Origin of the sequence: Hydrogenothermus marinus (assembly GCF_003688665.1) — a bacterium.
GTDB lineage: Bacteria > Aquificota > Aquificia > Aquificales > Hydrogenothermaceae > Hydrogenothermus > Hydrogenothermus marinus.
In genome coordinates, this window is sequence record NZ_REFO01000012.1 from 93,267 (window position 1) to 108,737 (window position 15,471).

The following is a 15,471-nucleotide window of genomic DNA, read 5'->3' on the forward strand; positions in this document are numbered from 1 at the left end:
GTCAAAATTAATCAAATTAAGCCCAAACTCCTGCTATCTCAGTTTTACATTTAGGACATTTTCCATCTTCTAAATGATTAATTACAAACTGACCTAAATGTCCTCTTCTATCAATTACTCTAAATCCACAATTTGGACAGTAGGTAGATTCTCTATCTTCATCATCAAAATTTCCAACATATACATAATTTAATCCTGCTTCTTTTCCCAATTCATAAGCTTTTTTAATAGTTTCTATTGGTGTTGGTGGTACATCTTTCATCTTCCATGCAGGGAAAAATCTTGAAAGATGCCATGGTATATCCTTATCTAAGGATGCTATCCATTTTGCTGCTTCTTTTAACTCTTTTTCATCATCATTATGTCCAGGAATAATAAGAGTTGTTAATTCTACCCATATACCAAGTTCTTTTGCATGTTCTATAGTCTTTAATACAGGTTTTAATCTTGCTCCAACAATTTCTCTATAAAATTTATCATTAAAAGCTTTTAAATCTATATTCATTGCGTCAAGGTAAGGTGCTAAAGTTTCTAATGCTTCTTTTGTTTCATATCCTGAAGATACAAAAACATTTCTGATACCATTTTCCTTAGCAAGTTTCATAATATCATAAGCATATTCAAAGAAAACTACAGGCTCATTATATGTGTATGCAATAGATGGAATATTATTCTCTACGCAGAAATTAACTATTGTTTCTGGCATCAAATTTGCTCCAAAAACTTCTCCATTATGCTCTTGAGGATATTGAGAAATGTCTGCATTTTGACAGAAACTACATCTCATATTACATCCAACTGTTCCAAGGGAAAAAATTGGAGTATTTGGTAAAAAATGGTATAAAGGTTTTTTTTCTATAGGATCAATATTATAAGCTGCTGCAAGACCATATGTTGTTAAATATAAATTCCCATCTTCTTCAACTTTTCTTATTCCACAAACTCCAAGTTCTCCTTTGTCTAAAACACATCTTTGGTTGCATGCTTTACATAAAACTTTTCCATTTTCTTTTTTTTCTGACATCCAAGCTAAAGCTTTCATTTAAAAACCCCCAAGTTTTCTTTGGGGTTAATATATGGATAAAATTTTATAATGCAATACTAAAATTTATCTTTTAAAATATCTATTAAATCTTCTTTATTTTCAAATATTTCCTGCTCTCCGGTTTCCATATTTTTCAGTTCATATTTTTCGCTTACAAATATTACATATTTAGAACCTATTTTATTTGCAAGTTTCATTTTTGATTTTAGACTTCCTTCTTTCATTATATTTTCTACTTTTAATTCTTTTTTCCTAAGTGCATCTGCAAGTTTTAAGGCTTCTATATTAAATTCATCTGCAATAGATATTACAGATATTAAAGGTTTTTCCGTAGGTAGATTTTCTACTAAAAGCATTAATCTTTCTATTCCAGCAGCAAATCCTAATGCTGGAGTAGCAGGTCCTCCAAGTTGTTCTACTAATTTGTCATATCTTCCTCCTGCGGCTACTGTGTTTTGAGCTCCAAGTTTGTCTGTAGTAAACTCAAATACTGTATCTGTATAATAATCAAGACCTCTTACAAGTCTTGGATTTTCTACAAATGGTACATTTAAGGCTTTTAGATAATCTTTTATTTTTTCAAATCTTGTTAAGCTTTCTTCTGAAATAAAATCTGTTATTTTTGGTGCTTCTTTTGTAATATCTTTACAACTTTCTACTTTACAATCTAAAACTCTTAAAGGATTTGTTTCTATCCTTACATTACATGTTTCACATAGATTTTCTTTATATTTGTTTAGATATTCTTTTAATGCTTTTATATAATTTTTTCTATCTTCAAAACTTCCTAAGGTATTTATTTCAAGGGTTGTTTGAATATTTAAACTATCTAGTATATCTTTTACCATTTTTATAAGCTGTGCATCTGCTAAAGGTGATGATATTCCAAATATTTCTGCTCCTATTTGATGAAATTGTCTATATCTTCCTGCTTGTGGTCTTTCATATCTAAACATTGCACCTTCATAAAATAGCTTTTTATATCCTCCTTCTGCATACATTTTTTCTTCTATATATGCTCTTACTGTAGATGCAGTTCCTTCTGGTCTTAGGGCTACTTGTCTTCCACCTCTATCTGTAAAAACATACATCTCTTTTTGGACTATGTCTGTTTCTTCTCCAACTGAGCGAACAAATAGGGATATATCTTCTACAAATGGAAGTATAATTTCTTCAAAATTATATTTTTCAAATATCTTTCTTGCAGTTTCTACAATATATCTATATTTTTTTGCATTTTCTCCATAAATATCTTGAAAACCTCTTATTTTTTTTATTTTTGACAAAAGATACCTCCTTAAGAAAGTCTTAAAATTAATTAAAATTTTAACATTATTGTATAATTTTCCTTAAGAAAATATAAAAGAGGTATAAATATGGATTTTGATGTAAAAGATATTTCTTTAGCAGAAAAAGGAAAACTTAGAATTGAGTGGGCAGAAAAAGATATGCCTGTTTTAAGGCAGATAAGAGAAAGATTTGAAAAAGAAAAACCTTTAAAAGGAATAACTATAAGTGCATGTCTCCATGTTACAACAGAGACAGCAAATTTAATGATTACTTTAAAAGCAGGTGGGGCAGATGTTTATTTAACAGCATCAAATCCACTTTCCACCCAAGATGATGTAGCAGCTGCTCTTGTAAAAGAATTTAATATTCCAGTATTTGCAATTCATGGAGAAGATAGAGATACATATTATAAACATCTTTATACTGTACTTGATAAAAAACCAAATATTACAATGGACGATGGTGGAGATTTAATATCTACATTACACCAAGAAAGACAAGATTTAATACCAAATGTAATAGGTGGAACAGAAGAAACAACAACAGGTGTAATAAGATTTAAAGCAATGGAGAAAGATGGAGTTTTAAAATTCCCTGTAATTGCAGTAAATGATGCTTACACAAAACATCTATTTGATAATAGATATGGAACAGGTCAATCTACAATAGATGGAATATTAAGAGCAACAAATAGACTTTTAGCAGGTTCCACATTTGTTGTGGCAGGTTATGGTTGGTGTGGAAAAGGTGTAGCAATGAGAGCTAAAGGAATGGGAGCAGATGTAATAGTAACAGAAGTTGATCCTTTAAAAGCATTAGAAGCAAGAATGGATGGATTTAGAGTAATGCCAATGATTGAAGCAGTAAAACAAGCAGATTTTATTGTTACAGTAACAGGAAATATAAATGTTGTAGATAAACATCATTTTGAAAATATGAAAGATGGATGTATTGTTTCTAACTCAGGACACTTTGATGTAGAAATAAATATAAAAGCTTTAGAAGAAATGGTAGTAAATAAAAGGAAAATTAGAGATTATGTAGATGAATATACCTTGGAAGATGGAAGAAAAATTTATATACTTGCAGAAGGAAGACTTGTAAATCTTGCAGCTGCTGAAGGACACCCTGCTCAAGTTATGGATATGTCTTTTGCAAATCAAGCTTTATCTGCTGAATATCTTGTAAAAAATAAAGGGAATTTAGAACCAAAAGTTTATAAAGTTCCTGACGAACTGGATTTTGAAGTTGCAAGATTAAAACTAAATACAATGGGAATTAAAATAGATGAACTAACACAACAGCAAAAAGAGTATCTTGCCAGTTGGCAACATGGTACTTAGATTTATAAAAAACTTAAATGGAGGTATTTAAGATGACAAGAGAAGAGGCTATAAAAAAATTATTAGAAACAGATCCAGAATTTAAAGAATGGTATGAAGAACATGAAGAGTTAAAATGGAAAGTTCATAAACTTGATAAGCATTTTCCACCTGATCCTGAACTTGAAGCAGAAGAAGAGAAATTAAAAAGAAGAAAACTATATTTAAAAGATTTAATGGAAACTAAAATAAAAGAATTTATGGAAAAAGAAGGAAAAGCAGCATAAAATATAAAAAACCTTTTGAAAGGAGAAGTAATATTGAGAAGTGATATAGTAAAAAAAGGAGTAGAAAGAGCTCCTCATAGAAGTTTATTTAGAGCTTGTGGTCTTTCAGAAGAAGATTTTGGAAAACCATTTATAGGAGTAGCTAATTCTTATATAGATATAGTTCCTGGCCATGTTCATCTAAGGGAGTTTGCACAATATGTTAAAGAAGCAATAAGAGAAGCAGGTGGAGTTCCATTTGAGTTTAATGTAATAGGTGTTGATGATGGAATAGCAATGGGACACTCTGGAATGCATTACTCTCTTCCAAGTAGAGAACTTATAGCAGATAGTGTAGAAACCGTTGTTGAAGCTCACAAACTTGATGGTTTAGTATGTATTCCTAACTGTGATAAAATCGTTCCAGGAATGTTAATGGCTGCTGCAAGACTTAATATTCCAACTATATTTGTTTCCGGTGGAGCTATGGCAGCAGGCCATACACCTGATGGAAAAGCCATAGACCTTGCAACAGCTTTTGAAGCAGTAGGTTCTTATAAAAAAGGAATAATTGATGAAAAACAACTTCAAGTAATAGAGCAAAATGCTTGTCCAACTTGTGGTTCTTGTTCTGGAATGTTTACTGCAAACTCTATGAACTGTCTAATGGAAGCTTTAGGTGTAGCTCTACCAGGAAATGGAAGTATTTTAGCAGTTGATCCAAGAAGAAAAGAACTTGCAAAACAAGCAGGTAGACAGATTATAAAACTTATAGAAGCAGATTTAAAATTTAAAGATATAGTAAATGAAGAAACTATAGAAAATGCATTTACTCTTGATATTGCAATGGGTGGTTCTACAAATACAGTCTTACATTTACTTGCAATTGCAAATGAAGCAGGTTTAGATTTTGATATATCTAAAATAGATGAAATATCAGAAAGAACACCAACTTTATGTAAACTTGCGCCTGCATCTAATTATCATATAGAAGATTTAGATAGAGCAGGCGGAATAAGTGCTATATTAAAAGAACTTTCTAAAAAAGGACTTTTACATCTTGATAGACCAACAGTTACATTAAAAACTCTTGGAGAAAATATAAAAGATGCAGAAATAAAAGATCCAAATGTAATAAGGCCTATTGATAATCCTTATAGTGAAAAAGGTGGTTTAGCTGTTTTGTTTGGCAATATTGCTCCATATGGTGGAGTGGTAAAAGCTGCAGCAGTAGATCCTAAAATCATGGTTCATAAAGGTAAAGCTATCTGTTTTGATAGTGAAGAAGAGGCTATTGAAGGTATTACTTCAGGAAAAGTAAAAGAAGGACATGTTGTAGTCATAAGATATGAAGGACCTAAAGGTGGCCCTGGTATGAGAGAAATGCTTTCTCCAACGTCTGCAATTATGGGAATGGGTCTTGGAGATAAAGTTTCTCTTATTACAGATGGAAGATTTTCAGGAGCTACAAGGGGAGCTTGTATAGGACATATTTCTCCAGAAGCTGCAGCAGGTGGACCAATAGGAATAATCCAAGATGGAGATGAAATTCTTATAGATATACCAAATAGAAAGATAGAGCTTTTAATATCAGATGAAGAATTTGAAAAAAGAATGAAAGAGTTTAAACCAAAAAGAAAAGAGATAAAAAGTAAATGGCTTAGAAGATATTCTAAACTTGTTACATCTGCAAATACAGGTGCTATACTTACTGATGAATGTACGTAAATTGACAAAAGTTGTTATCTATTAAGACAAAAAGTGTTAAAAATAAAAAAATATAGTTTTTATAAAGCATGTCAAACTTGGCATGCTTTTTGTTTGAATAGTTTTTTATGGAGGAGATATTGAGAGAAATACAATCTGCTGAAGCAGTTTGTCAAGGGCATCCAGACAAGATAGCTGATCAGATATCAGATGCTATTTTAGACGAGCTTATAAAAAAAGACCCTTATGCAAAAACAGCAATTGAAACATTAATAACAACTGGTGTTATATATGTTTCTGGAGAAATATCTACAGATAGTTATGTTGATATTCCAAATATAGCTAGGAATGTTTTAATTGATATTGGTTATATAAAACCTGAATATGGGTTTGATGGATATACTGCAGGAGTTATTACCTCTATAAATGATCAAAGCCCTGAAATATCTATGGGAATACCCTTAGGTAAAGCTGGAGATACAAGCATAGTAGTTGGTTATGCTACAAATGAGACAAAAAATTATATGCCTATTGCTTGTAATATAGCAAATTCCATAGTAAAAAGAATAGATACATTAAGGAAAGAAGATATTGTAGATTTTTTTAGACCAGATGGTAAAGCTATTGCAGTAGTTGAATATGAAGATGGACAACCAAAAAGGGTAGATAGCCTAACAGTTCTTGTTCAGCATGAGCCTTATGTTTCTGAAAAACAATTAAAAGAGGCTATAATAGAGGAAGTCATAAAAAAAGAAGTTCCAGAAAACTTAATAGATGATAAAACAAAGATAATAATAAATCCTCTTGGAAGATTTATTATAGGTGGGCCTATGGCAGATACCGGGCTTACAGGAAGAAAAACTATAGCAGATGCTTATGGAACAGCAGTACCTTCTGGAGGAAGTGCTTTTTCAGGTAAAGATCCTACAAAAATAGATAGATCAGCATCTTATATGACAAGATATATTGCAAAACATATAGTTGCTTCTGGAATTTGTAATAAATGTAAAATAGAACTTGTATATATTATAGGAATGGATTATCCTATATCTATAGATGTTAAAATAGATAACAAAGATATAGATAAAGAGAATTTAATCAAAAAAATAGAAGAGATTTTTGATTTATCTCCTGCTGGAATTATAGAAAATCTGAAATTAAGAAAACCTATATATAAAAAAAGTTCAATATATGGCCATTTTGGGAAAGAAGATGAAGAGTTTGAATGGGAGCAATTAAATAAAAATATATTAGAGGGATTGAAAAATGTCTGAAAAATTAAATATTTATGATTTTGATGTTTTTAAAGCTCTTGTAGAGATTGAAATTAGAAGAAATGAAAGATATAAAGAGCCAAAATATTTTTCGATAGCTTTCTTATATGCACCAAATTTAGTTAAAGAAGTAGAAAATAATGAATCATTAAAAGATGAGATAGCTTTTAAAATTAAAGATGATATTAGATCATCAGATGTTATAACTCCTGTAGAAGAGGATTTTCTATTTTTATTTTTTCCAGATACAACTCAAAAAGAAGCGAAAAAAGTTATAGATAGAATTAAAAAGAACTTTAACTTTGAAATAATAGAAGGTATCGCTTCTTTTCCAGAAGATGGCAATACCCCTTATCAACTATTTACAAAATTAGTAAATATTATGAATGAAAAGCTTATTCCAGTTATAGAATTTGATTTAGAATAATTTACCAACTGCTATATCATAACTAGCATATACAAAAATCTCACTTAAAGAAGGGTGGAAATATATATATTCATGAACTTCTTTTGCTGTAAATCTGTTTTTTATCATTAAAGAAATTTCATGAATTAGCTCAGATGCTCCTAATCCAACAATATAACCACCAATTATTGTTTTGTCAGATTTATTAAAAATAAGTCTTATAAATCCTTCAGTCTGACTTTCATCAACTGCCTTTTCATTATAAGTATAAGGAAAATATCCGGAAATAGTATCTATTCCTTTTTCTTTTGCTTGCTCTTCATTTAATCCAACTGTAGCTATTTCATAAGCAGTAAATGTAGCAAAAGGTATCAACGAGTAATCTGGAGATACTTTTTTATTATTTAAAATATTTTCCATTGCTATTTTTGCTTCATACTGAGCTACATGGGCAAGCATTGGACTATTTATTACATCACCAACTGCATATATATTCTCAAAATTTGTTTGAAGATATTCATTTACTTTTATAAAACCTTTTCCATCTTTCTCTATTCCTATCTCATCTACATCACTATTTGGTTTTCTACCTACAGACAATAAAATCTTGTCTACTTCTAAGCTTTCTCCATTAGAAAGTTTTACTTCTATTTTTTCATTTTTTATTTTATAATCTTCTAAAGTTGTATTAAAGAAAGTGGTAATTCCTAATTTCTTAAACTTTCTTAGTAAATACTTGGATATTTCCGGAGATATATTTTTAGAAGGAAGTAATCTATCCATAAGCTCTACAATATAAACTTTAACACCATATTTATTCATTATATAAGAAAGCTCACATCCTGCTACTCCACCACCTATTACAAGTACTTTTTCAGGTAAACTTTTAAGATTATCCATATAATCTTCAGTTGTTATTATATACTCGCCATCTGGAACAATATTACCTACAGAAGAAGGAATAGAACCTGTAGATATTATTATATTTTTTCCTTCTATTATCTCTTCTGCATTATCTTTGTTAGTGATTTTCACTTTATTTTTATCTATAATCCTACCATTTCCTTTATATACAGGTACTTTTTTAGTTTTTAATAAATTAGCTAAGCTTTTTCTTAAAAATCCTATTGCTTTTTCTTTATTTTCCCATGCTATTGAGTAATCAATATTTGCTTCCCCATTAAAACTAATTCCATAATTTTTTAAAATATTTAATTTCTCAATATTATGAGCACCTGTCCAAAAATATTTAGTAGGAATACAAGCTCTATTTAAACAGTTTCCACCAAGTTTATCTTTTTCAACAATAGCTATTTTTAAACCTTTTCTTAAAGCCGTTAATGCTGCTTCATATCCTCCAGGTCCTAACCCAATTATAATTAAATCGTACATTTTTCCCTCCTTATTCATAAACAATTTTTGGTGATATAAATATTAAAAGCTCTCTATTTTCTGTTTGTATAGATTTCTTCTTAAATAACCAACCTAAAATAGGTATTCTATGTAATCCCGGTGTTCCTGTCGTTGATGTTGTATCTGTTTTTTCAAGTATTCCACCAATTACTATTGTTGAACCATCTTTTGCTACAACTCTACTTGTAATACTTTTTGTATTTATTGGTGGTTGTCCATTTACAGCTTTACCAAAATCTGGAATATCTTGAGTTAGGGTTATATTCATTACAATATTTCCATCTGGAAGTGTCCTTGGTATAACATTTAGTTTTAAAAGAGCTTCTTTAAACTGAACATTAGTACCTAAGTTTGCAGATGAAGATTGGTATGGAATTTCTATACCTTGAGATATTTCAGCAGGTTCTCCATCTATTGTAATAACTTTTGGTCTTGATAATATTTGAGTTTTTCCTATCTGTTCTAAAGCAGAAAGCCTTAAATCTAAGGCACCTTTAGCTCCACTTACTAAGAAACCTATAGCTGCTCCTGTTCCTATTGAAACCCCATCTGCAGGAAAATCAAACATATAGTTATATCCAGCCTGTCCAGTTAATGGATCAAAAGTAGTATTAAAACCACTTCCTGTTGAATAACTTACCCCTGCTGAAGATGTTGTGTAGTTTCCGCCCCATTGGATACCTAAATTTCTTATAAAACTGGATTGAATTTGTATAATTCTTGCTTCTATAACTATCTGATAAGGTCTATTTATTAGTATTCCAGAATATTTATTTTTTATCTTCTCTATAACCATAGGTAAATCTGTAATACATAGCTTAGGTAATGATGTAATTATATTATTATTTATATTAAAACTATTTCTTGCTGCTGTATTAGTTGTAGCTGTAGAAGAAGTTTGTGTAGTACTTCCAGTTTGAGTTGTCTGTGTTTCTTTAGATTTAAAAGTTAAAGAGCCATATTGAGATAAATAACTTTCTCTAATATTAAGTAATAACTCATTTGGTTCTAAAGATCTAACATAAAAGCATTTTGTAGTTATATTAACTTTATTAAGCTTAGCTATTATTTTACTTATTTGTGCATAATTTTCTTTCGTTTCTAATATTTGTAAAATTTGTGTTTTTTTATCATAATGATATTTACCAACAGGGGATAATTTTTCAACAAGCTCATCTTCTATTTCCTTAAATTTATCAGGTGGAACCTTTATTTCTTTTTTTATTAATTGACTATAAAGCTCTTTTTCTTTTGCAACCTTTTTAGCTTTTTCTTCTAAAGGATTAATATATGCATCAAATAGTTTTTCAAGGTTTGCAATATTTTCTTTAGTATCTTCTACATAAATTGTGTTTGTCTCTTGAAATGCTTTTATTTTACCTGCAGTTGTTAAGTTTGATTTTATAAAAGAGTATATAGAAAAAAATGTTTCTTTACCTAAGGATAATACTATTTCTGTAGGTATTGTAAATAATTTTTTGTCTAATTTCTTTATTGTTATTAGATTTCCATTTTTTAAATATGTTAAATCATACTCTTTCAATACTGTTTTAAATAACTGACTTGTAGATAAAGGTTTTCTTATAATTATACTAACCTTTTCATCTTTTAGTTTATTAGTATCTTCATCCCAAATAATATTTTCGTTCTCTAATTTTGCTAAAGCATCTATAATTGTTCCTAATTTTGCATTGTAAAATTCTGCTGTGATTTTAACTTGTGCATTTGCATATATGATCTGGAAAACAAAAATTAATAATAGTATAACTTTATATCTCATTTTTCATCCCCACTAAACTCTTTTTTTGTTAATCCAAATTTATCCTTAACTAAATCTTCGGGATTTTCTTTAGTTTTTATTAATTTTGCTCCATTTTTTGTTTCAATAACAAGATATTTATTTCCTTTATTGTCCTTTATATAACCAACTGTATTACCTATATCATAAAGATAATTTTCTTCAGCCATTGAAAATTGAAAAATTAAAATAATAAATAGGATAAACTTTTTCATTTTTCTTTACCTCTTATGTAGTATGAAGAAACTATTAATTTAAATTGAGTTCCTTTTTCTTTAATATCTATTGTTAAGCTTTTTATAGATATTAATCTTTTTGAATTATATAGATTATTTATATATCTTTTTAAATCCTTTATGTTTCCTTCTAATTTAATTTCAAAATTAAGCTCTCCTAATAAAATACCTTTACTATTTTTTAACCTTTCTCTATTGTTTTTTCTTAACTGTTTAAAATCAACTCTATCTGCTTTTTCATCATAAACAATTAAAACTGTTTTTTCAGGTTTTTTATTTAACTCAATTAAGTTTAAATTGGTATTTTCAATATTAGATGTTATAGTTTTTAAGGTATTTCCTAAATCTGGTTTGTCTGGAATTATCTGTTTAAGCTTTTTTATTTCTTCCTCTTTTTCTTTTTTCTCTTTATTTATTTCTTTTAGCTTTTTTTCAAGTTTTGCAATCTGATTTTTATTAAATCTTTTTTTTAAAAGTTCTATCTGATTTTTTAACCCAGAAATTTCCTCTTCTAATTTTTGTTTTTCTGTAGTTAAAGGCTCTATCTTGAAACTGTATATTAAATATAATATTCCACCTGTTAGGATAACAACTATTAATATTTTCTTCCAGTTTTCAAGCTCTTGCCACTGAGCTTTTAAATCTTCCAGATTCAATGGTTTTCCCCCTTACTTTTAAAGCCTGAAGCTTTTAGACTAAAAGAATAAAAACTATTCATTTTATTAGATTCTCTTTTGGTAGAATCAAAATTAACTTTTTCAAAATATTGGTTTAGATTATTATAAAATAGTGAAATTTTTTTAGGATCAAAAGCATATCCTTTAAAATTAAATCTATTTGTTGATAAATATATATGATCTAACCATATACCTTCAGGTAAAGTTTTACCTACAATTTCAAAATTTTTATTAAAGTTTACTTTTGATATAGTCAGTTTTTCATAAATTTTTCTTTTTAGTTCTAATTCTTTTATTAATTGTTGAAGTTTTGAGTATTCTTTTTTTATTCTAATTAGTTTTCTTTCTACATAAATATATTTTTGTTTTTCTTTTGTTAATTTATTTTTTTCTGCTTTTAAATTAGAAATACTATTTTCTAAAAAGTAAATATAAACAATAGCTCCAATTATAAAAATAATAGGAAGAGTAAAAATTAAAACTGAGAATTTAGCTAACTCTAAGGATGGGAATTTTGCTTCTTTCTTTTTCCTTTTTTCTGGATTTAGATTTATTTTAATCATTCTAAGAAACCTCTATAAGCAAGTCCCAAAGGTACATTATAAATTCCTAAAGGTGTACTACCATTATAATCTATGTTTAGAATCTCAACAGGATCTAAATATTCTAGATTAAATCTTCTTCCAAATTTTAATTGCATATATTCTTTAATTTCTGGAAATTTAAAAGCATATCCTGATAAGTATATGTTTTCAGGCTCATGAATAGTTAAAAAGAAATAATTTATTTCATTTATAAGATTTTCTACAGCAATCTCTTTATCATCAGGTGATAACTGTTCATAATTTTCCTTAGAAAAATTTAAGCTTTGGATAATAACATTTTTATGATAAAAAGTTAAATAAGATTCTTTCTCTTCAAAATGTACTATACATATATTCTCTTCTTTTTCAGTTTTCTCTTGGTATAAAAGAGCCATATTTATCAAAGCTAAAGGATCTGCATCTATTATATTTGTTTTTATGCTAGCATATTTAAGTATAGTATTTATTCTTTCTATATCTTTCATTTTACCAATAACTACTAATATTTCAAAAAAATCCTTTTCTTCACCAATAATATCAAAATCATAAGATGCTAATCCTTTTAAAGTATTTAATTCTTCTTTTATATTGTATTCTATTGCATCTATAAGCTCTTCTTTACTGACCTTCGGAAGTTTTAATGTTTTAAATAATACTGATGAAGAAGAAAGTCCTGAAACTACTTTTGTAGGTTTAATATTCCTTTTTTCTAATTCTTCTTTTATTATATTTCCTGCTTCTTCTTCGTTTTCTGGTAAATTTATTTGGAAAGGTACTATAGGGAGTTTAAACCCTTTAGAGGTTGATTCTAAATATGCAATTTTTGCCGATTCTTTATTTATCTGAATTCCCAAAGAATACTGGGTTTTAGAAAAAAATCTTAAATTTATAATAGGAAATTTTATACTTTTTAAAAATTTCATTTTTATTCCCTAATCCTTAGTATATATTTTACATTTTCGTATTTAATGAGGGATACTCTAAGTATCCCTCTTATTAAAAATTTACTGGATTCCTAACTTTTTCTCAATCTCATATATTGCTTTTGTAGTTTTTAAGACTGCATCTGGATTTATTGATATTGTATCAATACCTTGTTCTACTAAAAATTGTGCAAAATCTGGATAATCAGAAGGACCTTGTCCACAAATACCTATCTTTCTTCCATTTTCTTTTGCTGTTTTTATTACTTGAGATATAAGTCTTTTTACTGCGTCATTTCTTTCATCATAAATATGTGCAACTAAAGAAGAATCTCTATCAAGTCCAAGAGTTAATTGAGTAAGATCGTTTGAACCTATTGAAAATCCATCAAAATGCTTAGAAAACTGATCTGCCAATACTACATTAGAAGGAAGCTCACACATTACATAAACTTCAAGGCCATTTTCTCCTTTTTTAAGTCCAAATTCTTCCATAACTTTAAGTACTTTCTCACCTTCTTCAGGAGTTCTACAGAATGGAACCATTACTTTTACATTTTTTAATCCCATTTTATTTCTAACTCTAAGTATTGCTTTACATTCAAGGCCAAAAGCAGGTTTAAATTTTTCTGAATAATATCTTGAAGCTCCTCTCCAACCTATCATTGGGTTTTCTTCTTTTGGCTCAAATAATTGGCCACCTATTAGATTTGCATACTCATTAGATTTAAAATCTGAAAATCTTACAATCACAGGTTTTGGATAAAATGCTGCTGCAATTCTTGCAATACCATAAGATAATCTTTTTATGTAGAACTCTTCTTTGTTATCATATCCAAAAGTTTTATCCTCTATAACCTCAGCAAGTTTTGGATCTTTTTGTTTAATTTCATCAAAATGGATTAATGCTAATGGATGAATACCAATATAGTTATTAATGATAAATTCTTCTCTTGCAAGGCCTACTCCTTCATTTGGTAAGAAAGAGTAATCAAATGCTCCTTCTGGTGTAGCTATATTCATTAAAATAGGTGTTTTTGTTTTTGGAAGAGTTGATATATCTATTTCTTCTACTTCATAATCAACTTTTCCTTTGTAAACATATCCTACTTCTCCTTCGGCACAGGAAACAGTAACATCCATTCCATTTTTTAATACTTCTGTAGCATTACCTGTACCAACTACTGCAGGAACTCCAAGTTCTCTTGCTACTATTGCTGCATGACAAGTTCTACCACCTCTATTTGTAACTATTGCTCCTGCTTTTTTCATTATAGGTTCCCAATCTGGATCAGTCATATCTGTTACAAGAATATCCCCTGCTTCAAAATATTTTGCATCTTCAAGGGAATGCATTATTTTTACTTTTCCATAAGCTACTTTATCACCTACTGCTATTCCTTCAGTAATTACTTTTTTTCTTCTTTCTTCAATAGGCTCTGTTATCTTATAAACAGTTATTTTAGAATGATCTTTTCTTGAGTGAACTGTTTCTGGCCTTGCTTGGACAATAAATAACTCATTTAACTCACCATCTTTTGCCCATTCCACATCCATAGGTGTCCATTTATTATATTTATTAGAATAATACTCTTCTATTTTCATTACCCAGCCTGCAAGTTTGAGAACTTCTTCATCTGATAAACAGAACTTTTTCTGATCTTCCTTAGATACAGGAACTATTTTTACTCTTTCTTCTTCTGTAGTACCATAAACCATTTTGTGAGTTTTTCTACCTAATTTTTTTTCAATTATAGCTTCATAACCTTCTTTAAAGGTTGGTTTAAATACCAAAAATTCGTCTGGAGTAACTGCTCCTTGAACAACCATCTCTCCAAGTCCATAAGAACCATTAATTAAAACAACATCTTTAAATCCACTTTCGGTATCTAAGGAAAATGCAACTCCAGCAGCAGCTAAATCAGAACGAACCATTTTTTGAACCCCAACTGCAAGACCAATAGAAAAATGATCAAATTTAAAAGCTTCTCTATAAGATATTGCTCTATCTGTAAATAATGATGCAAAACAGTTCTTAATTGCAATTAATAAAGATTCATCACCTTTTATATTCAAGTATGTTTCTTGCTGTCCTGCAAAAGATGCATCAGGTAAATCTTCTGCAGTTGCTGAAGAACGAACTGCAACATCTACATAAGGTTGGTTGTACATATTACTAAGTTCATGGTAATACTTGATAATTTCATTTCTAAGATCTTCTGGAAATTCCCCGCCTTTAATCATATCTCTAACTTTTAATCCTCTTTTTGCTAAATCTTCTATATCATTTACATCTAATCCTTTTAATGCCTCTTTAATCTTTTCTTTTAGATTGTTATACTCAATAAAGTATCTGTAAGCTGCAGCAGTAACTACAAATCCCATAGGGATTTTAATACCTAAAGGGGATAATCCTTTTATCATTTCCCCAAGAGAAGCATTTTTTCCTCCAACTAAATCAACATCTTCTATCCCAACTTCATTAAACCATACTAATAATCTTTCTTTGGACATAATCTATCCTCCTAAT

The 15,471-nt window shown here is 28.9% G+C and carries 14 protein-coding genes; 5 read left to right on the forward strand and 9 right to left on the reverse strand.

The features are described from left to right. Positions 1-16 precede the first annotated feature (16 nt). Both amrS and hisS read right to left on the reverse strand, forming a co-directional pair. Positions 17-1,042: an AmmeMemoRadiSam system radical SAM enzyme gene (gene amrS, locus CLV39_RS05440; RefSeq protein ID WP_121923228.1), complete on the reverse strand. Its 1,026-nt coding sequence runs from the start codon at positions 1,040-1,042 to the stop codon at positions 17-19. A gap of 59 nt (positions 1,043-1,101) precedes the next feature. Then, complete coding sequence (gene hisS, locus CLV39_RS05445) at positions 1,102-2,331, reverse strand: histidine--tRNA ligase (protein ID WP_121923229.1); 1,230 nt, start codon at positions 2,329-2,331, stop codon at positions 1,102-1,104. 90 nt (positions 2,332-2,421) lie between these two features. Here hisS and ahcY point away from each other — a divergent pair, with 90 nt between their 5' ends. The 5 genes from ahcY (at position 2,422) to CLV39_RS05470 (ending at position 7,331) form a co-directional block, all read left to right on the forward strand. After that, complete coding sequence (gene ahcY, locus CLV39_RS05450) at positions 2,422-3,678, forward strand: adenosylhomocysteinase (RefSeq protein WP_121923230.1); 1,257 nt, start codon at positions 2,422-2,424, stop codon at positions 3,676-3,678. A 32-nt stretch (positions 3,679-3,710) separates the two neighbouring features. Beyond that, positions 3,711-3,944, forward strand: a complete 234-nt coding sequence (locus CLV39_RS05455) for a DUF465 domain-containing protein (protein WP_121923231.1) — start codon at positions 3,711-3,713, stop codon at positions 3,942-3,944. Positions 3,945-3,977: 33 nt separating this feature from the next. Beyond that, complete coding sequence (gene ilvD / locus CLV39_RS05460; RefSeq protein WP_121923232.1) at positions 3,978-5,651, forward strand: dihydroxy-acid dehydratase; 1,674 nt, start codon at positions 3,978-3,980, stop codon at positions 5,649-5,651. 119 nt (positions 5,652-5,770) lie between these two features. After that, positions 5,771-6,904, forward strand: a complete 1,134-nt coding sequence (metK, locus tag CLV39_RS05465; RefSeq protein WP_211325064.1) for a methionine adenosyltransferase — start codon at positions 5,771-5,773, stop codon at positions 6,902-6,904. After that, positions 6,897-7,331 (forward strand): nucleotidyl cyclase domain-containing protein, encoded by a 435-nt coding sequence (locus CLV39_RS05470; protein ID WP_121923234.1) that lies wholly within the window; start codon positions 6,897-6,899, stop codon positions 7,329-7,331. The genes metK and CLV39_RS05470 overlap by 8 nt, the downstream gene beginning before the upstream one ends. Here the strand turns inward: CLV39_RS05470 and lpdA are convergent. The 7 genes from lpdA to ppsA form a co-directional block, all read right to left on the reverse strand. Beyond that, positions 7,323-8,702, reverse strand: coding sequence for a dihydrolipoyl dehydrogenase (gene lpdA / locus CLV39_RS05475; protein ID WP_121923235.1), 1,380 nt, complete (start codon positions 8,700-8,702; stop codon positions 7,323-7,325). The genes CLV39_RS05470 and lpdA overlap by 9 nt on opposite strands. 10 nt (positions 8,703-8,712) lie before the next feature. Beyond that, entirely contained in the window at positions 8,713-10,503 is a 1,791-nt protein-coding gene (locus CLV39_RS05480; RefSeq protein ID WP_121923236.1) for a pilus assembly protein PilQ, read from the reverse strand. Further along, positions 10,500-10,736, reverse strand: coding sequence for a hypothetical protein (locus CLV39_RS05485; RefSeq protein WP_121923237.1), 237 nt, complete (start codon positions 10,734-10,736; stop codon positions 10,500-10,502). Before CLV39_RS05485 ends, CLV39_RS05480 begins: the two co-directional genes overlap by 4 nt. Then, complete coding sequence (locus tag CLV39_RS05490) at positions 10,733-11,413, reverse strand: hypothetical protein (protein ID WP_121923238.1); 681 nt, start codon at positions 11,411-11,413, stop codon at positions 10,733-10,735. The genes CLV39_RS05485 and CLV39_RS05490 overlap by 4 nt, the downstream gene beginning before the upstream one ends. Further along, on the reverse strand, positions 11,410-11,997 hold the full coding sequence (locus CLV39_RS05495; RefSeq protein WP_121923239.1) for a PilN domain-containing protein: 588 nt from the start codon (positions 11,995-11,997) through the stop codon (positions 11,410-11,412). Before CLV39_RS05495 ends, CLV39_RS05490 begins: the two co-directional genes overlap by 4 nt. Beyond that, on the reverse strand, positions 11,994-12,941 hold the full coding sequence (gene pilM, locus CLV39_RS05500) for a type IV pilus biogenesis protein PilM (protein ID WP_121923240.1): 948 nt from the start codon (positions 12,939-12,941) through the stop codon (positions 11,994-11,996). The genes CLV39_RS05495 and pilM overlap by 4 nt, the downstream gene beginning before the upstream one ends. An 81-nt stretch (positions 12,942-13,022) precedes the next feature. Continuing rightward, the gene (ppsA, locus tag CLV39_RS05505) at positions 13,023-15,455 is read right to left on the reverse strand and encodes a phosphoenolpyruvate synthase (protein ID WP_121923241.1); all 2,433 of its coding nucleotides are present in this window, start codon (positions 15,453-15,455) and stop codon (positions 13,023-13,025) included. Positions 15,456-15,471: the final 16 nt, after the last annotated feature.